The sequence below is a fragment of the Pseudomonas migulae NBRC 103157 genome (assembly GCF_002091715.1).
Taxonomy (GTDB): domain Bacteria; phylum Pseudomonadota; class Gammaproteobacteria; order Pseudomonadales; family Pseudomonadaceae; genus Aquipseudomonas; species Aquipseudomonas migulae_A.
The window spans coordinates 1-24,169 of sequence record NZ_BDAG01000047.1 but is presented as its reverse complement, the minus strand read 5'-3'; the positions used below and the strand labels follow the sequence as shown (position 1 = coordinate 24,169).

Genomic DNA, 24,169 nt, shown 5'->3' with positions numbered 1-24,169 from the left:
AGATCCTTTCTCTCTAAGCTAATGAATCATGGGCGCTCTGTCTGTAACAGAAATAGGGTTACCCTCCTTGAACAACGCTGCACGCGCCGCTTCGCCGGTCAATGCACGATCGGCGAACACCAGTACTTCAGGATCAAGACTGATCAAGGACTCGTTGGAAAAAGGTTTGTAACCGGTGTGCGTCGCCAGATTATGTCCGCCAGCCTTCTGGATCAACCAGTCGGCTGCGGTGTCCTTCCCGGCGATCAGCGGTTTGCCGCCCGCGTGACCGAGCAGCACCAGTACGCCTGGTGATTTTTGCGTCAATTGTGCCTTGGTGACACGAATCTTTTGCTGATCGAGTTGCTGTTGATAAGCCGTGAACAATTGCGCCGCCTTGTCTTCTGCGCCGAGTAACTTGCCCAACTGCTGCAAGTTACCCTGCAACGTCGGCAGATCTGGTCGGGCCGAAAACAGTTCGACTTGCACGCCCGCCGTACGAATCTGCGACAGCACCGGCGGTGGGCCCATTTCTTCGGTGCCGACCAGAATTTGCGGGCGTAAGCTCAGGATGCCTTCTGCGGACAACTGTCGCTGATAGCCGATGCCGGGCAACGCCTTGAGGGATTCCGGATGCTGGCTGGTGGTATCGACACCCACCAGTTTCGATTCGCCGCCCAGCGCACTGACCCACTCCGACAAGGCCCCGCCGGCGCTGACCCAGCGTTGTGGCAACTCGGCCGCCGCGGCGTGGTGGCTGACGAGGAGTCCGACACACAGCGCGGCAACGCGGGTACTCAGACGCATAAACAGCTTCCTTTAATGGTTTTCCCAGGCATTGAAGTGACAGGCCAAGTATCCTCGGCGTCCGGCACCTGCACCCGACGGGCAAGGCAGCCATTTGATAATTGTTTGCATTTGAACGTCAAGCTCGGACATATCCAGTCACGAGCCGACGGGGTTGAGGATAGACATGAAGTTTCTTTGCGCAGGCTCTGAACTGGCCGAATCCGGCAGCCGCGGTTTCGACCTCGACGGCCAGAAGCTCTTTGCCGTGCGCCGGGCCGGCCAGGTCTATGTGTACATCAACCGCTGCCCGCACCGTGGCGTCGGGCTGGAATGGACGCCCGACCAGTTTCTTGACCCCAGCAACAGCCTGATCCAGTGCGCGACCCACGGCGCACTGTTCTTGATCGAAGATGGCGAGTGCGTCGCCGGCCCGTGCGCCGGGCAATCCCTGACCACCGTTGAAAGCCGCGAAGACGATCAGGGCATCTGGATCAATCTTTAACCGCCGAGCACCACCTCCAGACGCCGCTCGACCACCATTTCCTCATGGGTCAAGCGCACGCCGTAAGCCAGCACCTCGACCCCGCACGCCACCGCTTCTCGCAAAGCGGCGGCGTAGATCGAATCGATTTCGTCTGCAGGACGCACGGCATCGATGCCGGTGAGGTTCACGCAATACAACTGCACCGCGCGAATTCCATCCCGGGCCAAATGCGCCAGCTCACGCAAATGCTTGGCGCCACGCTGGGTGACCGCATCGGGAAACGCCGCGACCGATGAGCCATCGAACCCCAGCGTGACGCTTTTGACTTCCACATACGCCGGCCCGCTCGGGTAATCGAGACGAAAGTCGATGCGACTGCTTTCCTGACCGTAGGCCACTTCACGCTTCAGCTCGGTGAAACCGTTGAGTTCGCTGATGACGCCGGCCCTGAGCGCCTCTTCGATCAAACCGTTGGCTCGGCCGGTGTTCACGCAAAACAGCCGACCCTGAGGGGTTTCGCCGACTTCCCAAGTGCCCGGCAACTTACGCTTGGGGTCGTTGGAACGACTGAACCACACCTGCCCGCCCTCGACCTGGCAATTGAGCATCGAGCCGGTGTTCGGGCAGTGAATGGTCAACAACTCGCCGTGAACGGTTTCGATATCGGCGAGAAAACGCTTGTAACGCCGAATCAGACGACCTTCTTCGAGTGGCGGATGAAAGCGCATCAGCCTTGCCAGCTCTTCAAGCCGCGAGCAATGCGTTCGACCGCTTCCTGGAGGCGCGGCAGACTTTGGGTATAGGCAAACCGAACGTGATGGCCGGCCTGATAACGCCCGAAGTCGAGCCCCGGCGTGATCGCCACGTGCTCGGTTTCGAGAAAATGTCGACAGAATGCGAAGGCATCGCCACCGAACTTGCTGATATCGGCGTACAAATAGAACGCCCCTTCCGGCTCGACGGCGATACCGAAACCCAACTCACGCAGGGCGGGCAAGAGGAAATCACGGCGACGGCCGAATTCGGCGCGGCGCTCTTCCAGAATGGCGATGGTCGCGGGCTCGAAACAGGCCAGCGCTGCGTGCTGGGCCATGCTTGGGGCGCTGATGTAAAGGTTCTGCGCAAGTTTTTCCAGCTCACCGACCGCCGCTTCGGGCGCCACCAGCCAGCCAAGCCGCCAGCCAGTCATGCCGAAATATTTCGAAAAACTATTGAGCACGAAGGCGTTGTCGTCGACTTCCAGCACACTGGCCGCGTCGGTGCCGTAAGTCAGGCCGTGATAGATCTCGTCCACCACCAGATGGCCGTGGTGCGCCTTGATCGCGGTCGACAGCCCCGCCAGTTCGTCGCGGGTCAGAATTGTCCCGGTCGGGTTGGCCGGCGATGCCACCAGCGCGCCGACGCTGTCCTGATCCCAATGACGGTCGATCAAGTCCGGTGTCAGTTGATAACGCACGTCCGGCCCCACAGGAACAAGCTGCGCAGCGCCCTCCACCAACCGCAGGAAATGCCGGTTGCACGGGTAACCCGGGTCTGCCAGCAGCCAGTGTTTGCCCGGATCCACCAGCAAGGCGCTGGCCAGCAGCAACGCGCCGGAACCGCCGGGCGTGATGAGGATTCGCCGAGGGTCGATGTTCAAACCGTAACGCTGTTGATAGAAGCCTGAAATCGCTTCACGCAGCTCGGGGATGCCGCGGGCGGCGGTGTAACGGGTCTTTCCGGCAGTCAGTGCAGCCTGGCCAGCCTGGATGATCGGCTCGGCGGTGGTGAAGTCCGGTTCGCCGATTTCCAGGTGAATCACGTCGTGGCCGGCGGCTTGCAGTTCATTGGCCCGCGCCAGCAGCGCCATGACGTGGAACGGTTCGATCGCGCGACTGCGGGCACTGTAGGACTGAGCCATTAGCCTTCCTTCAACGGGAAAAAAAACCGATTCTACCCAAGCGCAGGAACGAGCGAGAACCTAAAGCGGTCAGACGCGTTAAGACCCTGGCCACAAACGACCCATGCGAGTGCGCAAGGTTTGACTAAAATCATTAATTGATCAGGTCTCCAGCACCACCAGTCAAGGCTTTGCAATCATTTGCAAGCCCTTCGAGCCACTACCTCGACATCCGGGAGTAGCGCGGCCCGATTTGATCTGGTAAGTTCGCCCGCTTGCAGCCGCAGGGCCGGCAGGTGTCGGTGATGGAGCAATCCTGCGCAGATGGATTACAAGAGTAGAGGCGGTCCATTTCATGCCCACCCAAGCAAAGCAGCAAAATCAGTCGATCAGCGGCTTCGAACCCTACAAAGAAGTAAAGGGCGAGGAGTACATGGGCAAACCCATGCGCGCTCACTTCACCAAGATCCTGAATAAGTGGAAACAGGACTTGATGCAGGAAGTCGACCGCACGGTTGATCACATGAAAGACGAAGCGGCCAACTTTCCTGACCCGGCAGACCGTGCCAGCCAGGAAGAAGAATTCAGCCTTGAATTGCGCGCCCGCGACCGTGAGCGCAAGTTGATCAAGAAGATCGACAAGACGCTGCAATTGATCGAAGACGAAGAATATGGCTGGTGCGAGTCCTGCGGCGTCGAGATCGGCGTCAAGCGACTGGAAGCCCGCCCTACCGCCGACATGTGCGTTGACTGCAAGACCCTGGCGGAAATCAAGGAAAAACAAGTCGGCAAGTAATCTCGACTTGAACGAAGAACGGAGCGTGCGAACGCTCCGTTTTTGTTTCCGAAATTCATGATTTGCAGGAGCCGGCTTGCTGGCGATGGCGGCGTATCAATCGACAAAAATGTTGACTGACAAACCGCTATCGCCAGCAAGCCGGCTCCTACAATGTGATTTGCGCAATCCCTGACAAAGTACCATCGCCCTTATGACCTCCCCCGCCTACATCGGACGCTTCGCCCCCACGCCAAGCGGCCACCTGCATTTCGGTTCGCTGGTCGCAGCACTGGCTTCGTACCTCGACGCGCGTGCGGTGGGCGGTCGCTGGCTGATGCGTATGGAAGACCTCGATCCGCCACGGGAAGAGCCCGGCGCGCAAGCCGCCATTCTCAAGGCGCTGGAAAGCTACGGTTTCGAATGGGATGGCGAGATGGTCCGACAGAGCGACCGACACGACGCCTACGCCGAAGTGCTCAATCGCCTGTTCAATCATGGCCTGGCCTACGCCTGCACCTGCTCACGAAAACAGCTTGAGCCCTATCACGGCATTTATCCGGGCCTGTGCCGCAATGCCGGCCATGGCTCTGAAGACGCCGCGATTCGCCTGCGGGTGCCCGAACTGGAATACCACTTCATCGACCGCGTGCAAGGCGAATACCGCCAGCATCTGGGTCGGGATGTCGGCGATTTCGTGATCCGCCGGCGCGACGGGCTCTACGCCTATCAACTGGCCGTGGTCCTCGATGACGCCTGGCAAGGCATCACCGATATCGTCCGCGGTGCGGACCTGCTCGACTCCACGCCACGTCAGCTCTATCTGCAGGAACTGCTGGGTTTCTCGCAACCGCGCTATCTGCACATTCCTTTGATTACCCAGCCTGACGGCAACAAGCTCGGCAAGTCCTACCGTTCGCCGCCGCTGACCGAAGATCAGGCCACGCCTTTATTACTGCGTGCACTGCGCGCGCTCGGGCAGAATCCGGGCGCCGAACTGGCGTATGCCACCCCACGTGAAGTGCTGAACTGGGGAATCGCCCACTGGGATGCATTGAAGATCCCGCGCACACTCACCTTGCCCGAAGCGCAACTACAGTGATCACACTTGCAGTGGCGCGCCCATCCGTTACCATCGCCGCACGTTTTCGGGCACGCGCATAAAAAAGAGAGGCCGGGATGTACATCTATCGCTTGGTCCTGCTCCTGGTAGTGGGGATTTATCTGTTCTCCCCGGCCATCATGGATTGGTGGATCGACGCCACTGGCGCCTGGTATCGCCCTTATCTGCTCTGGCTGATTCTGATCGTCGTGACCTTCATCCTGCAGAGCCAAAAAGATGCCGATGAGCTTTAGCCTGACCCAGATGATCCTGATCAGTGCCGCGTACCTGGCGGTGCTGTTCGGCGTCGCCTGGATCAGCGAACGGGGCATGATCCCCCGGGCGATCATTCGCCACCCGCTGACGTACACCCTGTCGCTGGGTGTTTATGCCAGTGCCTGGGCGTTTTACGGCACCGTGGGCCTGGCCTATCAGTACGGCTACGGTTTTCTCTCCAGCTATTTAGGCGTTTCCGGCGCATTTCTGCTGGCGCCGGTGTTGCTGTATCCGATCCTCAAAATTACTCGCACGTACCAGCTGTCATCGCTGGCCGACCTGTTCGCGTTCCGCTTCCGCAGCACCTGGGCCGGCGCACTGACCACGATCTTCATGTTGATCGGCGTGCTGCCGTTGCTGGCGTTGCAGATTCAGGCAGTGGCGGACTCCATCGGCATCCTCACCCGCGAACCGGTGCAGCATCGTGTCGCCCTGAGCTTCTGTGCGCTGATTACGCTGTTCACGATTTTCTTCGGTTCGCGCCACATCGCCACCCGCGAGAAACACGAGGGGCTGGTGTTCGCGATTGCGTTTGAGTCGGTGATCAAGCTGATCGCCATTGGCGGCGTTGGCCTGTATGCGTTGTATGGCGTGTTCGACGGCCCGCAACAGCTGGAACTGTGGCTGCTGCAAAACCAGACCGCCCTCGCAGCTTTGCACACGCCGCTGCAGGAAGGCCCGTGGCGCACGCTGCTGCTGGTGTTCTTCGCCTCGGCAATCGTGATGCCGCACATGTACCACATGACGTTTACCGAAAACCTCAACCCGCGCTCACTGGTCAGTGCGAGCTGGGGTCTGCCGTTGTTCCTGTTACTGATGAGCCTGGCCGTGCCGCTCATTCTCTGGGCTGGCCTGAAACTCGGCGCCACCACCAATCCTGAGTATTTCACGCTGGGCATCGGTATCGCCGCCAACAGCAAGGCCTTGGCGCTGCTGGCTTATATCGGCGGGCTATCGGCAGCGAGCGGGCTGATCATCGTCACCACCCTGGCGCTGTCCGGTATGGCGTTGAACCATCTGGTGCTGCCGCTTTACCAGCCACCGGCCGAAGGCAACATCTATCGCTGGCTGAAATGGACTCGCCGCGCACTGATCGTCGCGATCATTATGGCGGGTTACGGTTTCTACCTGTTGCTGGGCGCTGAACAGGATCTGGCCAACCTTGGCATCGTCGCGTTTGTGGCAACACTGCAGTTCCTGCCGGGCGTGCTGTCTGTCCTTTATTGGCCGACCGCCAACCGTCGCGGCTTCATCGCCGGTTTGCTGGCGGGGATTATGGTGTGGCTGGTGACTATGCTGTTGCCACTGGTCGGCAACCTGCAAGGGTTCTACATTCCGCTGCTGAACATGATCTACGTGCTGGACGACACCAGTTGGCACATGGCCGCGATCGCTTCGCTGGCCGCCAACGTGCTGATGTTCACCCTGATTTCGCTGTTCACCAACGCCAGTCCCGAAGAGGCCAGCGCCGCCGAAGCCTGCGCCGTGGACAACGTGCGTCGCCCGCAACGCCGTGAACTGCACGCCGCCTCGCCCCAGGAATTCGCCACGCAACTGGCCAAACCCTTGGGCGCCAAGGCTGCACAAAAGGAAGTCGAGCAAGCGCTGCGCGATCTCTATCTGCCGTTTGACGAACGCCGGCCTTACGCCTTGCGCCGCTTGCGTGACCGGATCGAAGCCAACCTCTCGGGCCTGATGGGGCCGAGCGTCGCGCAGGACATGGTCGAGACTTTCCTGCCTTATAAGGCCGGCGGCGAAAACTACGTCACCGAGGACATCCATTTCATCGAAAGCCGCCTCGAGGACTACCACTCGCGCCTCACCGGTCTGGCTGCCGAACTCGATGCCCTGCGCCGCTATCACCGCCAGACCCTGCAGGAATTGCCGATGGGCGTTTGCTCCCTGGCCAAGGATCAGGAAATCCTCATGTGGAACAAAGCCATGGAGGAACTGACCGGAATTGCCGCGCAGCGCGTGGTCGGTTCGCGCCTGAGCACCATCGCCGATCCGTGGAAAGAACTGCTGCAAGGCTTCATCAACTTGCCGGACGAACACTTGCACAAGCAACATCTGGCGCTCGATGGCCAGACTCGCTGGCTGAACCTGCACAAAGCCGCGATCGATGAACCGCTCGCACCGGGCAACAGTGGCCTGGTACTGCTGGTGGAAGACCTGACCGAAACCCAGATGCTCGAAGACAAGCTGGTGCACTCCGAGCGTCTGGCCAGCATTGGCCGCCTCGCTGCGGGCGTGGCCCATGAAATCGGCAACCCGATCACCGGCATCGCCTGTCTGGCGCAGAACCTGCGCGAAGAACGTGAAGACGATGGCGAGCTGAAGGAAATCAGCGGGCAGATTCTGGAGCAGACCAAACGCGTGTCGCGCATCGTTCAGTCGCTGATGAGTTTTGCCCATGCCGGCAGTCATCAGCACAATGACGAGCCCGTCTGTCTGGCCGAAGTGGCCCAGGATGCCATCGGTTTGCTGGCCCTGAACCGACGCAATTTCGAAGTGCAGTTCTACAACCTGTGCGACCCCGATCATTGGGTCGAAGGCGATCCGCAGCGCCTCGCCCAGGTACTGATCAATCTGCTCTCAAACGCCCGTGACGCCTCGCCTCCCGGCAGCGCGGTGCGGGTCAAAAGCGAAGCCGGCGAACACACGGTCGATCTGATCGTGGAGGACGAAGGCAGCGGTATTCCTTCGAGCATCATGGACAGATTGTTCGAACCATTCTTCACCACCAAGGATCCTGGCGAAGGCACCGGTCTGGGCCTTGCACTGGTCTATTCCATCGTTGAAGAGCATTATGGACAAATCACCATCGACAGCCCGGCTGATGTTCAAAGCCAACGCGGCACCCGTATCCGGGTGACCTTGCCGCGTCATGTCGAAGCGACGTCCGCTGTGAACTGAGACCGTCGAGAGTATCGAATCAATGCCGCACATTTTGATCGTCGAAGACGAAACAATTATCCGCTCCGCCTTGCGCCGCCTGCTGGAACGTAACCAGTACCAGGTCAGCGAAGCCGGTTCAGTGCAGGAAGCACAAGAACGCTTCACCATTCCCACGTTCGACCTGATCGTCAGTGACCTGCGCCTGCCTGGCGCGCCGGGCACCGAGTTGATCAAACTCGGCCAGGGCACGCCGGTGCTGATCATGACCAGCTACGCCAGCCTGCGTTCGGCAGTCGACTCGATGAAAATGGGCGCGGTGGATTACATCGCCAAGCCTTTCGACCACGATGAAATGCTCCAGGCCGTCGCGCGCATCCTGCGTGACCGGCAATCGGTGCAGGCCAGCGGTGAACCTGCCGTCGGCAAAGCCGCCAATGGCGCGGCGAAACCGGGTATCGACAACAGCAACGGCGAAATCGGCATCATCGGCTCGTGCCCACCAATGCAGGATCTGTACAGCAAGATCCGCAAAGTCGCGCCGACCGATTCCAATGTCCTGATCCAGGGCGAGTCCGGCACCGGTAAAGAACTGGTGGCGCGCGCCCTGCACAACCTGTCCAAACGCGCCAAGGCACCGATGATTTCGGTGAACTGCGCAGCCATTCCGGAAAGCCTGATCGAGTCCGAACTGTTCGGCCACGAAAAAGGCGCGTTCACTGGCGCCAGCGCCGGACGTGCCGGTCTGGTGGAAGCGGCGGACGGCGGCACCTTGTTCCTTGATGAAATCGGCGAACTGCCACTGGAAGCACAGGCTCGTCTGTTGCGAGTGTTGCAGGAAGGCGAAATTCGCCGGGTGGGCTCGGTGCAGTCGCAGAAGGTCGATGTGCGTTTGATCGCCGCGACTCACCGCGACCTCAAGAGCCTGGCCAAGATCGGCCAATTCCGTGAAGACTTGTATTACCGCCTCCACGTGATCGCCCTGAAACTGCCGGCCCTGCGCGAGCGTGGCGCCGACGTGAACGAAATCGCCAATGCCTTCCTGGCGCGGCAGAGCGCGCGGGTCAACCGTACCGACCTGAAGTTCGCCCCGGACGCCGAGCAGGCGATTCGTCATTACTCCTGGCCGGGTAACGTGCGCGAATTGGAAAACGCGGTCGAACGCGCAGTCATCCTGTGCGAAAGCCCGGAGATTTCCGCCGAGCTGCTGGGCATCGACATCGAGCTGAGCGGCCTGGAAGACGACGAGTTCATCGGCCTGCCGCCGCAACAGGGCAATGGCGCCGGCAACAACAATCATGAACCGACCGAGGACCTGTCACTGGAAGACTACTTCCAGCATTTTGTTCTCGAGCATCAGGACCACATGACCGAAACCGAGCTGGCACGCAAACTCGGGGTCAGCCGTAAATGCCTGTGGGAACGCCGCCAGCGCTTGGGCATCCCGCGGCGCAAGACCGGGGTGGCCAGCGAGAGCTGAGCGGGTAACACATGACTTTGTGAAAAAACTGTTACCTCAGCTTTTTCACGTAACAGAAGCCGGGGCTTACGGTAACGAAGCCCCGGTTTTTTTTGGCCTCGGAAAACCTGATCAGGTGACGTAACCCCTTGTTTTGCTGGGCCTCGCAAAAGTTGGCACGCACCCTGCTATATGTTTGGTACAACAACAATAACAAGCAATGCACAAGACAATAAAAATAAGACGAATCGACTCACGCACAATAAAAACAAGACGGCGAGAGGCGCAGCTAACTGATTCTTTTGGAGAGGCGTTGTATTTGGGGCTTGCCCCACGACCAGGCCGAGAACAACAAAAACTGTCTTGAGACAGAGCCTGAACTGGTTGGATCGCAAGATCACTGCAGCACAGCGACCAAAGCAATCCGTTTGCTCTTGGCTCCCGATTGGGAGGGTCATGAAGGAAAACTTCATGACGCGGGCACTCAACAAAAACAAGAAGCCCGAAACCAATAACAAAAATAGAACATGCAACTACTTCTTGGGGAGCTTCGGCTCCCCTTGTAGTTTCTGCGATTTGGAAATCCCGCTTCCTGCAGGAGCTCGCTCGCGGAAACGCAGGGACGCCGCTGTGTATCGGGGTTGTCGCGTTATCGTTAACGACCTTCGTCGGAACGCCGCCCGGAGCAAGCTCGCTCCTACAGTTCCCTGCCTACAGCTCATATCTGCTGTGTCCTACACCATCCCCCGACTAAATGCTAGAATCCCCGCCCATCATGCGGTCATTCTTCGTTATGGCCGAACATTCCTTCAAACAGTGCATCCCATGCTGAAGAAGCTGTTCCAGTCATTCCGTTCTCCCAAGCGTCATACGCAACACATCCGCAGCACGCCTGAAGTGCTTAACAGCGGCCAACATTCGCTGCAAAAGGCGCAATTCAGCCGTTACGCGGTGAATATCGTCGAACGCCTGCAGAACGCCGGTTACCAGGCTTACCTGGTCGGCGGCTGTGTGCGCGACATGATGCTCGGCATCACGCCAAAAGATTTCGACGTTGCCACCAGCGCCACGCCTGAACAGGTTCGCGCCGAATTCCGCAATGCGCGGATCATCGGTCGACGCTTCAAACTGGTGCATATCCACTTTGGTCGCGAAATCATCGAAGTCGCGACGTTCCGCGCCAATCACCCGCAAAACGACGAAGAGGAAGACAGCAACCAGTCTTCCCGCAACGAGAGCGGGCGCATCCTGCGCGATAACGTCTACGGCACGCTGGAAGAAGACGCGCAACGCCGCGACTTCACCATCAACGCTTTGTACTACGATCCGGTCAGCGAACGTATTCTCGACTACGCCAACGGCGTACACGACATCCGCAATCACCTGATCCGCCTGATCGGCGATCCGAAGCAACGCTACCAGGAAGACCCGGTGCGGATGCTGCGGGCCGTGCGTTTCGCCGCCAAGCTGAATTTCGGCATCGAAAAACACAGCGCCCTGCCGATCCGCGATCTGGCGCCGATGCTGCGCGAGATCCCGTCGGCCCGCCTGTTCGAAGAAGTGCTCAAGCTGTTCCTCTCCGGCCATGCCGCGGACACCTTCGAGATGCTGGTCGACTTGCAGTTGTTCGATCCGCTGTTCCCGGCCAGTGCCGAGGCGCTGGAATACAACCCGACGTACACCCACACCCTGATCAGCGAAGCGTTGGTCAACACCGACCTGCGGATCAAGCAGAACAAACCGGTGACCCCGGCGTTCCTGTTTGCCGCCCTGCTCTGGCCTGCCTTGCCGGCTCGCGTGTTGCGTCTGCAGGAACGTGGCATGCCACCGATCCCGGCGATGCAGGAAGCGGCGCACGAGCTGATTGCCGAACAGTGCCAGCGGATCGCGATTCCAAAACGCTTCACCATGCCGATCCGCGAAATCTGGGACATGCAGGAACGCCTGCCACGCCGCAGCGGCAAACGTGCCGACCTGTTGCTGGACAACCCGCGGTTCCGCGCCGGTTACGACTTCCTGCTGCTGCGTGAAAGCGCCGGTGAGCAGACCGATGGCCTGGGCGAATGGTGGACGGATTATCAGGACGCCAACGACAGCGAGCGCCGCGACATGATCCGCGACCTCAGCGGCAAGGAAGATGGCACTGGCGCGCCACGCAAACGTCGTCGCAGCGGCGGTGCCAAGCGCAAACGCGCCGCCGGCGCACCGAGCGCTACGGGCGAGTAAGCATGGAACGCATCTACATCGGCATGGGCAGCAACCTGGCTGACCCCGCCGAACAATTGCGCAGCGCCGTCGAGGCGCTGGAGCAGTTGCCGCAGACCGAACTGGTCGGGGTTTCGGCGTTTTATCAAAGCGACTCGCTGCTGCCTGGCCAACCGCGTTATACCAACGCGGTCGCCGCCCTCGACAGCACACTTGCCCCGCTGGCGCTGCTCGATGCGCTGCAAGCCATCGAGAACGGTCAGGGCCGCAAACGCCTGGAACGCTGGGGGCCGCGCACGCTGGATCTCGATATTCTGCTGTTCGGCAATCGACTGATCGATGAACCTCGCCTCAAGGTGCCTCACTACCATATGCAGGAACGCGCGTTCGTTCTGTATCCACTGGCCGAATTGGCGCCGGCGGATTTGCGTTTGGCGGATGGGCGCAGCCTCAAGGAATTACTCGCGGAATGCCCGTTCGTCGGGCTGGAACGCCTCCCTCAAAGTTGACACAAAACCACTGTGGGAGCGGGCTTGCTCGCGAAGGCGATGTGTCATTCAGCATTGATGCCGACTGATCCACCGCCTTCGCGAGCAAGCCCGCTCCCACATTAATTTTGTGTCGTGCATAAGATCTGCGGCTGCTGAATCGCATCAGTTACTCCGGTAACACCCCACGCGTAACAACGCGGTAACACACGCAATTGACTTCCCGAGTTCTCCTCACGACTATAGGCGTCCCGCTGCCGCCAACGCGGCGTTGAAGGGCGCAATCCAGGCCTTAAAAGCACGACAACAGACCGTGCGCCTGTATTTAACGAAGAATCACGCGCGTTACTCGCAGTAGTTTCCACAGCGCCTGAATGAGGAACTTTTCATGCCAGCCATCACCCTGACCACTCTGCAAGGTCTCAAGCAAAAAGGTGAAAAAATCACCATGCTGACCTGCTATGACGCGACCTTCGCCCACGCCTGCAATGAGGCTGGCGTCGAAGTGCTGCTGGTGGGCGATTCCCTCGGCATGGTGTTGCAAGGTCACGACAGCACCCTGCCGGTGACCACCGCCGAGATGGCTTACCACGTCGCCGCCGTCAAACGCGGTAACACCGACGCGTTGATCCTGGCCGACTTGCCCTTCATGGCCTACGCCACCACTGAACAAGCCATGAGCAACAGTGCCCTGTTGATGCAGGCCGGTGCGCACATGGTCAAGGTCGAAGGCGCGCTGTGGCTGGCGGACTCGATCCGTCTGCTGACCGAGCGCGGCATCCCGGTGTGCGCGCACATGGGCCTGACGCCGCAATCGGTGAACATTCTGGGCGGTTACAAAGTCCAGGGCCGGAGCGAGAACCAGGCGCGACAGATGCGCGCCGACGCCATCGCCCTGGAACAGGCCGGTGCCGCCATGCTGCTGCTCGAGTGCGTACCGAGTGAACTGGCTCAGGAAATTACCCAAGCCGTGGGGATTCCGGTGATCGGCATCGGCGCCGGCAGCGATACCGACGGCCAGGTCCTGGTGCTGCACGACATGCTCGGTCTGTCGATCACAGGCCGGGTGCCGAAATTCGTGAAGAACTTCATGAACGGCCAGACCAGCATTCAAGCGGCACTTGGCGCTTATGTCTGCGAAGTCAAAGCAGCCACTTTCCCTGGTATCGAACACGGATTCTCTGCATGAACACCGTAAAAACCGTACGCGAACTGCGAGCCGCCGTGGCCCGCGCCCGTAGCGAAGGCAAGCGCATTGCCTTCGTACCCACCATGGGCAACCTTCACAGCGGTCACATCGCACTGATTATCAAAGCCAGCCAACGGGCAGATTTCGTGGTCGCGAGCATTTTCGTCAACCCGTTGCAATTTGGTGCCGGCGAAGACCTCGACAAGTACCCGCGCACCCTCGCGGCAGACCAGGAAAAACTGCTCCAGGCCGGTTGTCACTTGCTGTTCGCGCCGACCGTTGAAGAAATGTACCCCGACGGCATGGCCGGCCAGACCCGCGTCAGCGTCCCGCAACTGTCCGAAGGTCTGTGCGGTGCCAGCCGTCCGGGGCATTTCGAAGGTGTGGCGACGGTGGTCAGCAAGCTGTTCAACATGGTTCAGCCCGACCTGGCGATCTTTGGCCAGAAAGACTTCCAGCAACTGGCCGTGATTCGCGCGCTGGTGCATGACCTGAACATGCCGATCCAGATCATCGGCGAGCCGACGGTCCGCGCGGCCGATGGCCTGGCTTTGTCATCGCGAAACGGGTTTCTCAGTGAAGAACAGCGCGCGGTGGCGCCGGTGGTGTATCGCACGCTGTCCGCGATTGCCGATGCCATTAAACAGGGTGAGCGCGATTATCCGGCGCTGATTGCGGCGCAACAACAGCAACTTGAAGCTGCTGGCCTGCGTACCGATTACCTGGAAATTCGGCATGCGCTGACGTTGCGTCCGGCAACGGCGGAAGATCGTGACCTGGTGATTCTGGTGGCGGCGTTTCTCGGTACCACGCGGTTGATCGACAACCTGCACCTGAACCTCGACGCGCCCGCCTGAACATCACGACCCCTGTAGGAGCCGGCTTGCTGGCGATGGCATCACTGCGGTGCATCTGCCACACCGAAGTAAGGCCATCGCCAGCAAGCCGGCTCCTACAGAGGGCAGCTCCCTCACGCCCTGTATTGCTGCCCACAATGCCTTCGGGCAAACTGCCCGCCGTTCGATTCCGACCTGGGGAAACACTCATGCACGCCATCATGCTCAAGGCCAAGCTGCATCGCGCCGAAGTCACCCACGCAGTTCTCGATTACGAAGGTTCCTGCGCCATCGACGGCGAATGGCTGGACTTGTCCGGCATCCGTGAGTACGAACAGATCCAGATCTATAACGTCGACAACGGCGAACGCTTCACCACCTATGCGATTCGTGGCGAAGCCGGCTCGCGGATGATTTCGGTCAACGGCGCCGCGGCGCACAAGGCCAAGGTCGGCGACCGTGTGATCATTTGCGCTTACGCTCACTACAGCGAAGCCGAGCTGCTCAACTTCAAGCCGCGCATGCTCTACATGGCGCCGGGTAACGAGTTGAGCCACACCAGCAATGCCATTCCAGTTCAGGTTGCCTGACCGAAACTTCTCTTCCGTTTGTCGGACCGTTCCCTGCTTGATGTACAAAAAAGTACCGGGAACGGGTCAGACAAAGTCAAGACAGATCGCAGCGCGAGGTTTACTGTATTCGCCCTGTGCCATGAAATCGTGTCGACGCAGTTGACCGGACGCCCACCCACAGCGCTCCGGGATTTTTTAGTGTTCAAAAGGCCGTTCAAGTAAAAAGGAAACCCGCAGCGATGGCGTACTACCGCACTCCTCACGACGTGACCGCTCTGCCCGCCTGGCAAGCGCTGAATGACCACCGCCAAGCCATGCAGGATTTCAGCATGCGCGAAGCTTTCAATGCCGATCCGCAGCGCTTTACTCAATTCACCCTCAGCAGCTGCGGCCTGTTTCTCGACTATTCGAAGAACCTGATCAACGCCGAGACCCGCGATCTGCTGGTAGGCCTGGCCAACGAAGTCGATCTGCAAGGCGCGATCAAGGCGCTGTTCGATGGCGAAATCGTTAACTCGTCCGAAGGTCGTCCGGCCCTGCACACCGCGCTGCGTCGCCCGGTCGGCGACAAGTTGTCGGTCAACGGCGTCAACGTGATGCCGGAAGTCCACAAGGTGTTGAACCAGATCACCGACCTCGTGGGCCGCATCCACGACGGTCTGTGGCGCGGTTACACCGAGAAGCCGATCACCGACGTGGTGAACATCGGCATCGGTGGCTCGTTCCTCGGCCCCGAGCTGGTCTCCGAAGCGCTGCTGTCCTACGCCCAGAAAGGCGTGCGCTGTCATTACCTGGCGAACATCGACGGCAGTGAGTTCCACGAACTGACCATGAAGCTGCGCGCCGAGACCACGCTGTTCATCGTTTCGTCGAAGTCCTTCAACACCCTAGAAACCCTGAAGAATGCCCAGGCCGCTCGCGCCTGGTACCTGGCGCAGGGCGGTTCGGAAGCCGAGTTGTACCGTCACTTCATCGCCGTATCCAGCAACAACGCGGCGGCTGTGGCGTTCGGTATCCGCGAAGAAAACATCTTCCCGATGTGGGACTGGGTCGGCGGTCGTTACTCGCTGTGGTCGGCTATCGGCTTGCCGATTGCCCTGGCTATCGGCATGTCCAACTTCAAGGAACTGCTGTCCGGTGCCTACACCATGGACCAGCATTTCCAGAGCGCGCCATTCGAACAGAACATGCCGGTACTGCTGGCCTTGCTCGGTGTCTGGTACGGCAACTTCTGGGGCGCGCAGAGTCACGCGATCCTGCCGTACGACCACTACCTGCGTAACATCACCAAGCACTTGCAACAGCTGGACATGGAATCCAACGGCAAGAGCGTACGCCAGGACGGCACGCCGGTGTCCACCGACACTGGCCCGGTGATCTGGGGCGGCGTGGGTTGCAACGGTCAGCACGCGTATCACCAGTTGCTGCACCAGGGCACCCAACTGATTCCGGCCGACTTCATCGTGCCGATCGTCAGCTTCAACCCGGTGTCCGATCACCACCAGTGGCTGTACGCCAACTGCCTGTCGCAAAGCCAGGCACTGATGCTCGGCAAGACCCGCGCCGAGGCCGAAGCCGAGTTGCGTGACAAGGGCATGGCCGAAGCGGACGTGCAGAAACTCGCGCCGCACAAGGTGATCCCGGGCAACCGTCCGAGCAACACGCTGGTGGTCGAACGCATCAGCCCGCGTCGTCTTGGCGCACTGGTGGCGATGTACGAACACAAAGTCTTCGTGCAAAGCGTGGTCTGGGGCATCAACGCTTTCGACCAGTGGGGCGTGGAGCTGGGCAAAGAGCTGGGCAAAGGCGTCTATAACCGCCTGGTCGGCAGCGAAGAGTCCCCGGCTGACGATGCGTCCACCCAAGGGTTGATCAACTACTTCCGCGGGCGTCACCGCGGGTAACCTGACGCCGTTCCTGCGGGGTACTAACCTTGTAGGAGCCGGCTTGCTGGCGATGGCGGTGTGTCATTGACGTTTTAGTCGATTGATACGCCGCTATCGCCAGCAAGCCGGCTCCTACGAGGGTCGCGCAGCTCCCCTCTTGTCGCAAAACAAGAATAAGGAACCGTCATGTTCGATATCAGCACGTTCCCCAAAGCCGATGCCGTCCGCCGGGCTGCACAACTCAGTCAAGACGACTACAAGCGCCTGTACCGCCAGTCCATCGAGCATCCTTCTGAATTCTGGGCCGAGCAGGCTTCACGCTTTCTCGACTGGAGCAAACCGTGGGATACCGTCCAGCGCTATAACCTGAAAACCGGTGAAGCCAGCTGGTTTGCCGGCGGCAAGCTGAACGTCAGTTATAACTGCATCGACCGGCACCTGGAAAAGCGCGGCGATCAGATCGCAATCATCTGGGAAGGCGACGACCCCGCCGAGTCCGCCCAGATCACCTACAAAAAACTGCATCACAACGTCTGTCGCCTGGCCAACGTGCTCAAAAGTCGTGGCGTGAAGAAAGGCGACCGCGTGTGCATCTACATGCCGATGATCCCCGAAGCCGCCTACGCCATGCTCGCCTGCACGCGTATCGGCGCGGTGCATTCGGTGGTGTTTGGCGGTTTCTCCCCCGATTCTGTGCGTGACCGGATACTCGACGCCGACTGCCGTACCGTGATCACCGCCGATGAAGGCGTGCGCGGCGGCAAATTCGTGCCACTCAAAGAGAAGGTCGACAAGGCGCTGCAAGGTTGTCCGGACGTCAGCACCGTGATCGTGGTCGAGCGCACTCAGGGTGAAGTGAACTGGGTCGAAGGCCGTGACCTCTGGTATCACCAGGCCCTGCGCGACGTCAGCGACGATTGCCCGCCAGAGCCCATGGGCGCCGAAGACCCGCTGTTCATCCTCTACACCTCCGGCAGCACCGGCAAACCCAAAGGCGTGCTGCACACCACCGGCGGTTACCTGCTGCAAGCGGCGATGACCTTCAAGTACGTGCTCGATTACCGCGACAACGAAGTCTTCTGGTGCACCGCCGATGTCGGCTGGGTCACCGGCCACAGTTACATCGTCTATGGGCCGCTGGCCAACGGCGCGACCACGCTGATCTTCGAAGGCGTGCCCAGTTACCCGAGCAGCTCACGCTTCTGGCAGGTCATCGACAAGCACCACGTGAACATCTTCTACACCGCCCCTACCGCCCTGCGCTCGCTGATGCGCGAAGGCCCCGAACCGTTGAAGGAAACGTCCCGGGCGAGCCTCAGATTACTCGGCAGCGTCGGTGAGCCGATCAACCCGGAAGCGTGGGACTGGTACTTCAATACCGTCGGCGAACAGCGCTGCCCGATTGTCGATACCTGGTGGCAGACCGAAACCGGCGGCATCATGCTCAGCCCGCTGGTCAGCGCGCAGCGGATCAAACCCGGCTGCGCCACGCAACCGATGTTCGGTGTGCAACCGGTGCTGCTAGACGAAGTGGGCAAGGAAATCAAAGGCGCCGGCAGCGGCGTGCTGGCGATCAAGTCCAGCTGGCCGGCGCAGATCCGTAGCGTCTACGGCGACCCACAACGGATGGTCGATACCTATTTCAAACCCTATCCCGGTTACTACTTCACCGGCGATGGCGCCCGCCGCGACGAGGACGGCGACTACTGGATCACCGGGCGCATCGACGATGTGATCAACGTTTCCGGCCACCGCATCGGCACCGCCGAAGTCGAAAGCGCCCTGGTGCTGCACGACAGCATCGCCGAGGCCGCCGTGGTCGGTTACCCTCACGACGTCAAAGGCCAGGGCATCTATGCCTTTGTCACGCCCATGAACGGCACCGAGCCCACCGACGAACTGAAGAAAGAACTGCTGGCCCACGTCAGCAAGGAGATCGGCAGCTTCGCCAAACCCGACCTGATCCAGTGGGCACCGGCCTTGCCGAAAACCCGTTCGGGCAAGATCATGCGACGGATTCTGCGCAAGATCGCCTGCAATGAGCTGGACAGTCTGGGCGACACGTCGACCCTGGCCGATCCGAGCGTGGTTCAGGATCTGATCGATAAACGCTTGAATCAATAACGTACGCGCAGCTTTGGAATATCCCTTGTAGGAGCCGGCTTGCTGGCGATTGCGTTGTGTCAGTCGACATTGATGGCGACTGACATTTTGCTATCGCCAGCAAGCCGGCTCCTACAAGGGGACAATGCGCGATGACAACCCTTTTTTCGCCAATCGAGTCGCCATGGAATTCATCCGCAGCCGCATCGAAACCCAGGTCATGAGCCTCTCTGGCCTGTCTCTCGGCAAGCTCGACCTGGAAAACCCCAAGGGTGACCCCGGTCTGTTCGGTCCCGATTCGGTGAGTTGGCAGGTTCACGGCGACTTCAGCAGCATGCTCATCGGCGGTATCAGCGCGCTGATGCTGCAAGCCCTGCATCCATTGGCGCTGTCCGGGGTCTGGGACCATTCGAATTTTCGCGAGGACATGCTCGGTCGCTTGCGCCGCACCGGGCAGTTCATTTCCGGCACCACGTTCGGCTCGCGCAAAGATGCCGACTGGCTGATCGAGAAAGTGCGCACCATCCACCTGCAAGTGACCGGCACCGCGCCCGACGGTCGGCCTTACGCCGCCAGCGATCCCGATCTGCTGACGTGGGTGCACGTCGCCGAGGTCAGCAATTTTCTCGGGGCGCATTTGCGTTACCGCAATCCGCACCTGTCTGCAGCCGATCAGGACCGTTACTACAATGAAATCGCCTTGGTCGCCGAGCGACTCGGTGCTCGTGATGTGCCCCGTTCGCGACAGGAAATAGCCGATTACCTTGAGCGCATTCGCCCGCAATTGCTGTGCGACGATCGCAGTCGCGAAGTGTTGCGACTGTTGCTGAACGCCCCGGCCCCCAGCCGTCTGGCCAAGCCGTTCGGCGGGTTGATGATGCAGGCCGGCATCGACCTGCTGCCGGATTGGGCGAGTGACATGCTGGGCATCCGCCAGAGTCCGCTGCAACGCACGCTGATCCGTGCCAGCATCAACCGCAGCGCGCCGATGCTGCGCTGGGCCGTGCGTAATGGCTCGGTGCATCGAGCGAAGCGGCGGATGGGATTATTGACCTGACTCATATTTGTAGGAGCCGGCTTGCTGGCGATGAACGATAACGCGGTTCGTCAGGATGAACCGTATTGCGCCCATCGCCAGCAAGCCGGCTCCTACAGGTTCCGCGCAAGCTGTTAAACTCCCGCGCCAAATTCCCTCCCTCCTGCAAGGCGCCCAGCATGTCTTCCTTGAATCAGGCGCTGCGCGCCGCCCTCGATCATCGCCAGGACCTGCTTGCCGAACTGCACCAGCAAGGCACCGATTGCTATCGCCTGTTCCATGGCAGCCAGGAAGGCGCGGGCGGCCTGACCATCGACCGCTACGGCCCGCAGCTGTTGGTGCAGAGCTTTCACCAGGCACTGGAGCGCGATGCCCTGCTGCAACTGCACGAGACGATCAATCAACACCTGGGCTTCGAGACCCTGCTGGTCTACAACGACCGCTCCCGGGGCAACTCGCGCATCGACCGCGAAGACACTGTTTACCGCGCCGACGAAGCCGCCCTGCAAGATCTGGTCGGCCACGAATGGGGCCTGAACTACCGGGTCCGTGGCCGCCACGCCGGTCAGGACCCGCTGCTGTTCCTCGACCTGCGCAACACCCGCGGCTGGGTCAAGGAGCACAGCAAGCATAAAAGCGTGCTGAACCTGTTTGCCTATACCTGCGGCGTCGGCCTGAGCGCTGCGGCCGGGGGCGCCAGCGAAGTGTGCAACCTGGATTTCGCCGAGGGCAATCTGGCGGTCGGCCGCGAAAACGGTCTGCTCAATCCGCAGTTGCCGACCATGCAGTTCATCCAGTCCGATTACTTCCCGGCCATTCGCCAACTCGCCGGCCTGCCCATCAGCCAGCGCCGCGGGCAGAAATTGCCGAGCTATCAACGCCTGGAACAACGCCAATACGACCTGGTGTTGCTGGACCCACCGGCCTGGGCCAAGAGCGCTTTCGGCACCGTCGACCTGCTGCGCGACTACCAAAGCCTGCTCAAACCCGCGCTGCTGACCACCGCCGACAATGGCGTGCTGATCTGCTGCAACAACCTGGCAAAAGTCAGCATGGACGACTGGCGCGAACAGGTTTTGCGTTGCGCCGAGAAAGCCGGGCGACCGGTGCGCGAGTGGACGGTGATGAAACCGGGCGGCGATTTCCCGTCCATGGATCAACAGCCACCGCTGAAAACCCTGATCCTGCAACTCTGAACCCCAAGGAAACTTTCAGATAAATCCTATATCGCGGGGTAGCTTCGGAACCGGATTCGCGTGCCATACTCCAACGCACTCCGATTCAGACAGATGAAGCCACACATGCACAAAGGATTGATCCGCGCTATCGGCGCCTTGTTGACTGCTCTGGCCCTCTACAGCCTGCTGGGGTTTCTGATTTTGCCGGGTATCGCCTTGCGGGTTGCCAATCAGCAATTGGCCAACTACGCCACGACGCCCGCGACCATTCAGCGAATCGAACTCAACCCCTTCAGCCTTGAAGTCACGCTGTGGGGCCTGATCATCGGCGAGCCGGGCAAGGAACAGGTCGGCTTCGAACGCCTGTACGCCAACCTGCAGATCGACAGCCTGTGGACCAAAGCGCTGCATCTGTCCGATATCGAACTGGACAAACCCAAGACCGAAATCCTCTTCGGCAAGGACGGCAAACTCAATTTGCTCGGCCTGTTCAAATTGCCGGCAAGCGAGCCGACGCCGGCCGATCCGAACGCCAAACCGTTTCCGCTGCGCGTGGAGCGGATCAAACTGGCCGACGGCGCCGTGCACTTCAAGGATGACCGTCCCAGCGAGGCTATCGAGTTCCTCTATGACAAACTCGATTTCGAGCTGAAAAACCTCAGCACCCTGCCCGAAGACAGCGCCGACATGACCCTTGTGGCCATCGGCCCGAACGGTGGGCAGATCGACTGGACCGGCAATTTCAGCCTGATCCCGATCACCTCCGAAGGTAAGCTGAAAATCACCGACGGCCAGATGAAAGCCTTTTGGCCCTATGTGCGTGACGCGCTGCCGCTGGTGCTGGAAAACGGCGTGCTGAACCTGAGCACCGACTACAAACTGAACCTGTCCAAGGAAACCGAACTGCTGCTGAGCAACGTCGCGGTCAGCGTCGCGCCTTTCGCCATCAAAGCCCCGGATGGTCGACCGCTGGCCAAACTCGCGCGACTGGACATCACCGACACCACGATAGACCTGGCCAAACAGCAAGTGGTCGTCGGCAAGATCCGCAGCAATAAACTGGAAACCTGGGCGGCGCTTGAAGCTGACGGCCAGCTCGACTGGCAGAAGCTGTTCGCCAGCCAGCCGTCCAAGGAAGCCGCGAAAGCCAAAGCCGAACCTGTCAACACGCCAGCAGCCGCGGACTCGCCGAAAACCCCTGCCGCGCCAAGCAAGCCTTGGCAGGTGTTGCTCAAAGACGTGCAACTGCGCGATTACCAGGTGCACCTGGCAGATCGAAAAGCGCAACCCGCCGTGACGCTGGACCTGAACCCGCTGAACCTGGACCTGCAGAATTTCGACAGCCTCAATGGCTCGCCCTTTACCCTCAAGCTCGACACCGGCGTGGGCAAGCAAGGCAGGATCACCGCGGATGGCGAGGTCAATCTGGCCCCGGTCAGCGCCAGGCTCAACGTGCAGACCAAGGACATCGACCTGCGGGTTGCCCAGTCCTATATCAACCCGTTCATTCGCCTCGAACTGCGCAGCGGCATGCTCGGCAGCGACCTGGCGGTCAACCTGAAAAGCACCGAGCCGTTGGCGCTCAGCGTGACAGGTCGCGCGCAGATCGATCAGCTGCACACCCTCGATACCCTGAAAACCCGCGACTTCCTCAAGTGGCAGCAGGTGATGGTCGAAGGCTTGAATTATCAGCACGGCGACAGCCTGTCGATCGACCGGATCAACCTGTTCCAACCCTATGTGCGCTTCATGATCAACGATGATCGCACCACCAACATCGATGACTTGCTGATCCCGCAACCGCCCGACTCCGGTGCGCAAACGGCCGCGGCCAAACCCGCCGCCAGCAAGGACAAACCGCTGGGCATCCACATTGGCGGGATTGCCATCAATGACGGCTCGGCCAACTTTGCCGACTTCAGCCTGACCCCAAACTTCGCCACTGCCGTGCAACAGCTCAACGGCCAGATCGGCACCATCGACAGCCGTCAGGCGAAACCGGCGACCGTGAACATCAAAGGCAAGGTCGATCGTTATGCACCGGTGACCATCAAGGGCTCGGTCAATCCGTTCGACCCAATGGCCAGCCTCGACATCGCCACCAGTTTCAAACGGGTCGAGCTGACCACGCTGACGCCCTACTCCGGCAAGTTCGCCGGCTACCGTATCCGCAAGGGACGGCTCAATCTCGACCTGCATTACCTGATCACCAAAGGTCAGCTCAAGGCTGAAAACAAAGTGGTGGTCGAGCAATTGCAGCTCGGTGAAAAGGTCGACAGCCCGGATGCGGTCAGCCTGCCGCTGAAACTGGCGATTGCCCTGCTCAAGGACGTCGACGGCAAGATTTCCATCGAACTGCCGGTCACCGGCGACCTCAACAATCCACAGTTCAGCGTCATGCCGATTGTCTGGCAGACGCTGCGCAACCTGATCGTCAAGGCCGCCGCCGCGCCGTTCAAAATGATCGGCGGGCTGGTCAGTGGCGGTGGCTCGGAAGACCTGGGCACCGTGTCGTTCGCGCCGGGTTCCAGCGACCTGAGCACGGAAGCCGAGGGTTCCTTGGTCAAGCTGTCCCAGGCCCTCAAGGAACGCCCGGCCCTGCGCCTGGAAATCGAAGGCACCGCTGCCGCCAGCAGCGATGGCCCGCCGCTCGCCGAGCAACGCCTGGAACGGGAATACCAGTACAACTACTACAAAATACTCCAGCGTCGCGGCGACAAGGTGCCGGCGCAGGCTTCGTTGCTGCAAGTACCGGACAGCGAGAAAGGCCCACTGCTGGAAGGCATCTATCGCATCCGCCTGAAAACCCAGCCGCCCGCCGAATGGAAGGATCTGGGCAAGGAAGAACGCACTGCGAAAATGCGCGCAGAGGTGATCAAGTTCTGGAGTACCAGCGACGTGCTGTTGCGCCAACTGGGCCAGGATCGCGCCAGCAGCATCAAGGATTATCTGGTCGACAAGGGTCAGTTGGCCGATGACCGCGTTTATTTCATCGACGCCAGCCTCGGCGAAGCGGAAAGTGACGGCAAGGTGGTGAC

At 60.3% G+C, this 24,169-nt stretch carries 18 protein-coding genes and 1 pseudogene; 16 read left to right on the top strand and 3 right to left on the bottom strand.

The genetic code is table 11. The annotated features are described in order from the left end of the window. Nucleotides 1-33: 33 nt before the first annotated feature. Nucleotides 34-786, bottom strand: a pseudogene (locus tag PMI01S_RS26545) (heme/hemin ABC transporter substrate-binding protein); the annotation flags it as partial. A 166-nt stretch (nt 787-952) separates the two neighbouring features. On the opposite strand from PMI01S_RS26545, the gene PMI01S_RS26540 reads away from it, so the two are divergent. Beyond that, a complete protein-coding gene (locus PMI01S_RS26540) occupies nt 953-1,270 on the top strand; it encodes a Rieske (2Fe-2S) protein (RefSeq protein ID WP_084323060.1) in 318 nt (105 codons plus the stop codon). On the opposite strand, the gene sfsA is transcribed toward PMI01S_RS26540, so the two are convergent. Both sfsA and PMI01S_RS26530 read right to left on the bottom strand, forming a co-directional pair. Then, nucleotides 1,267-1,980 carry a DNA/RNA nuclease SfsA gene (gene sfsA / locus PMI01S_RS26535; protein ID WP_084323059.1) on the bottom strand — a complete coding sequence of 238 codons (714 nt, stop codon included), beginning with the start codon at nt 1,978-1,980 and terminating at the stop codon, nt 1,267-1,269. The genes PMI01S_RS26540 and sfsA overlap by 4 nt on opposite strands. Continuing rightward, nucleotides 1,980-3,152 (bottom strand): pyridoxal phosphate-dependent aminotransferase, encoded by a 1,173-nt coding sequence (locus PMI01S_RS26530; RefSeq protein ID WP_084323058.1) that lies wholly within the window; start codon nt 3,150-3,152, stop codon nt 1,980-1,982. The genes sfsA and PMI01S_RS26530 overlap by 1 nt, the downstream gene beginning before the upstream one ends. A gap of 334 nt (nt 3,153-3,486) precedes the next feature. Between PMI01S_RS26530 and dksA the strand changes: the two genes are divergently transcribed. The 15 genes from dksA to PMI01S_RS26460 all read left to right on the top strand — a co-directional run. After that, the gene (gene dksA, locus PMI01S_RS26525; protein ID WP_007902025.1) at nt 3,487-3,927 is read left to right on the top strand and encodes an RNA polymerase-binding protein DksA; all 441 of its coding nucleotides are present in this window, start codon (nt 3,487-3,489) and stop codon (nt 3,925-3,927) included. Between the two features lie 193 nt (nt 3,928-4,120). Continuing rightward, entirely contained in the window at nt 4,121-5,008 is an 888-nt protein-coding gene (gene gluQRS / locus PMI01S_RS26520; protein ID WP_084323057.1) for a tRNA glutamyl-Q(34) synthetase GluQRS, read from the top strand. A gap of 77 nt (nt 5,009-5,085) precedes the next feature. After that, entirely contained in the window at nt 5,086-5,262 is a 177-nt protein-coding gene (locus PMI01S_RS31475; protein WP_003176118.1) for a hypothetical protein, read from the top strand. After that, nucleotides 5,246-8,200 (top strand): sensor histidine kinase, encoded by a 2,955-nt coding sequence (locus PMI01S_RS26515; protein ID WP_167362942.1) that lies wholly within the window; start codon nt 5,246-5,248, stop codon nt 8,198-8,200. The genes PMI01S_RS31475 and PMI01S_RS26515 overlap by 17 nt, the downstream gene beginning before the upstream one ends. A 22-nt stretch (nt 8,201-8,222) precedes the next feature. Further along, the gene (locus PMI01S_RS26510; protein ID WP_084323055.1) at nt 8,223-9,659 is read left to right on the top strand and encodes a sigma-54-dependent transcriptional regulator; all 1,437 of its coding nucleotides are present in this window, start codon (nt 8,223-8,225) and stop codon (nt 9,657-9,659) included. Between the two features lie 804 nt (nt 9,660-10,463). Beyond that, nucleotides 10,464-11,864 (top strand): polynucleotide adenylyltransferase PcnB, encoded by a 1,401-nt coding sequence (locus PMI01S_RS26505; RefSeq protein WP_084323054.1) that lies wholly within the window; start codon nt 10,464-10,466, stop codon nt 11,862-11,864. Between the two features lie 2 nt (nt 11,865-11,866). After that, entirely contained in the window at nt 11,867-12,352 is a 486-nt protein-coding gene (gene folK / locus PMI01S_RS26500; RefSeq protein WP_084323053.1) for a 2-amino-4-hydroxy-6-hydroxymethyldihydropteridine diphosphokinase, read from the top strand. 367 nt (nt 12,353-12,719) lie between these two features. After that, nucleotides 12,720-13,520: a 3-methyl-2-oxobutanoate hydroxymethyltransferase gene (gene panB, locus PMI01S_RS26495; protein WP_084323052.1), complete on the top strand. Its 801-nt coding sequence runs from the start codon at nt 12,720-12,722 to the stop codon at nt 13,518-13,520. Further along, nucleotides 13,517-14,377, top strand: coding sequence for a pantoate--beta-alanine ligase (panC, locus tag PMI01S_RS26490; protein WP_084323051.1), 861 nt, complete (start codon nt 13,517-13,519; stop codon nt 14,375-14,377). Before panB ends, panC begins: the two co-directional genes overlap by 4 nt. 188 nt (nt 14,378-14,565) lie before the next feature. Beyond that, nucleotides 14,566-14,946, top strand: a complete 381-nt coding sequence (panD, locus tag PMI01S_RS26485) for an aspartate 1-decarboxylase (protein WP_084323050.1) — start codon at nt 14,566-14,568, stop codon at nt 14,944-14,946. A gap of 221 nt (nt 14,947-15,167) precedes the next feature. After that, nucleotides 15,168-16,832 carry a glucose-6-phosphate isomerase gene (gene pgi / locus PMI01S_RS26480; protein ID WP_084323049.1) on the top strand — a complete coding sequence of 555 codons (1,665 nt, stop codon included), beginning with the start codon at nt 15,168-15,170 and terminating at the stop codon, nt 16,830-16,832. A gap of 168 nt (nt 16,833-17,000) precedes the next feature. Further along, on the top strand, nt 17,001-18,938 hold the full coding sequence (acs, locus tag PMI01S_RS26475) for an acetate--CoA ligase (protein WP_084323048.1): 1,938 nt from the start codon (nt 17,001-17,003) through the stop codon (nt 18,936-18,938). Between the two features lie 163 nt (nt 18,939-19,101). Further along, complete coding sequence (locus PMI01S_RS26470; RefSeq protein ID WP_084323075.1) at nt 19,102-19,974, top strand: oxygenase MpaB family protein; 873 nt, start codon at nt 19,102-19,104, stop codon at nt 19,972-19,974. Nucleotides 19,975-20,132: 158 nt separating this feature from the next. Then, nucleotides 20,133-21,149 carry a class I SAM-dependent rRNA methyltransferase gene (locus PMI01S_RS26465; protein WP_084323047.1) on the top strand — a complete coding sequence of 339 codons (1,017 nt, stop codon included), beginning with the start codon at nt 20,133-20,135 and terminating at the stop codon, nt 21,147-21,149. 93 nt (nt 21,150-21,242) lie between these two features. Next, nucleotides 21,243-24,169 (top strand): DUF748 domain-containing protein (locus tag PMI01S_RS26460; RefSeq protein WP_084323074.1); only part of this gene is annotated, 2,927 nt, incomplete at its 3' end.

Bases quoted from the DNA above. Each gene is read 5' to 3' on its own strand.
- PMI01S_RS26540 (WP_084323060.1), top strand. From the start codon at position 953: ATGAAGTTTCTTTGCGCAGGCTCTGAACTGGCCGAATCCGGCAGCCGC.
- sfsA (WP_084323059.1), bottom strand. From the start codon at position 1,980: ATGCGCTTTCATCCGCCACTCGAAGAAGGTCGTCTGATTCGGCGTTAC.
- PMI01S_RS26530 (WP_084323058.1), bottom strand. From the start codon at position 3,152: ATGGCTCAGTCCTACAGTGCCCGCAGTCGCGCGATCGAACCGTTCCAC.
- dksA (WP_007902025.1), top strand. From the start codon at position 3,487: ATGCCCACCCAAGCAAAGCAGCAAAATCAGTCGATCAGCGGCTTCGAA.
- gluQRS (WP_084323057.1), top strand. From the start codon at position 4,121: ATGACCTCCCCCGCCTACATCGGACGCTTCGCCCCCACGCCAAGCGGC.
- PMI01S_RS31475 (WP_003176118.1), top strand. From the start codon at position 5,086: ATGTACATCTATCGCTTGGTCCTGCTCCTGGTAGTGGGGATTTATCTG.
- PMI01S_RS26515 (WP_167362942.1), top strand. From the start codon at position 5,246: ATGCCGATGAGCTTTAGCCTGACCCAGATGATCCTGATCAGTGCCGCG.
- PMI01S_RS26510 (WP_084323055.1), top strand. From the start codon at position 8,223: ATGCCGCACATTTTGATCGTCGAAGACGAAACAATTATCCGCTCCGCC.
- PMI01S_RS26505 (WP_084323054.1), top strand. From the start codon at position 10,464: ATGCTGAAGAAGCTGTTCCAGTCATTCCGTTCTCCCAAGCGTCATACG.
- folK (WP_084323053.1), top strand. From the start codon at position 11,867: ATGGAACGCATCTACATCGGCATGGGCAGCAACCTGGCTGACCCCGCC.
- panB (WP_084323052.1), top strand. From the start codon at position 12,720: ATGCCAGCCATCACCCTGACCACTCTGCAAGGTCTCAAGCAAAAAGGT.
- panC (WP_084323051.1), top strand. From the start codon at position 13,517: ATGAACACCGTAAAAACCGTACGCGAACTGCGAGCCGCCGTGGCCCGC.
- panD (WP_084323050.1), top strand. From the start codon at position 14,566: ATGCACGCCATCATGCTCAAGGCCAAGCTGCATCGCGCCGAAGTCACC.
- pgi (WP_084323049.1), top strand. From the start codon at position 15,168: ATGGCGTACTACCGCACTCCTCACGACGTGACCGCTCTGCCCGCCTGG.
- acs (WP_084323048.1), top strand. From the start codon at position 17,001: ATGTTCGATATCAGCACGTTCCCCAAAGCCGATGCCGTCCGCCGGGCT.
- PMI01S_RS26470 (WP_084323075.1), top strand. From the start codon at position 19,102: ATGGAATTCATCCGCAGCCGCATCGAAACCCAGGTCATGAGCCTCTCT.
- PMI01S_RS26465 (WP_084323047.1), top strand. From the start codon at position 20,133: ATGTCTTCCTTGAATCAGGCGCTGCGCGCCGCCCTCGATCATCGCCAG.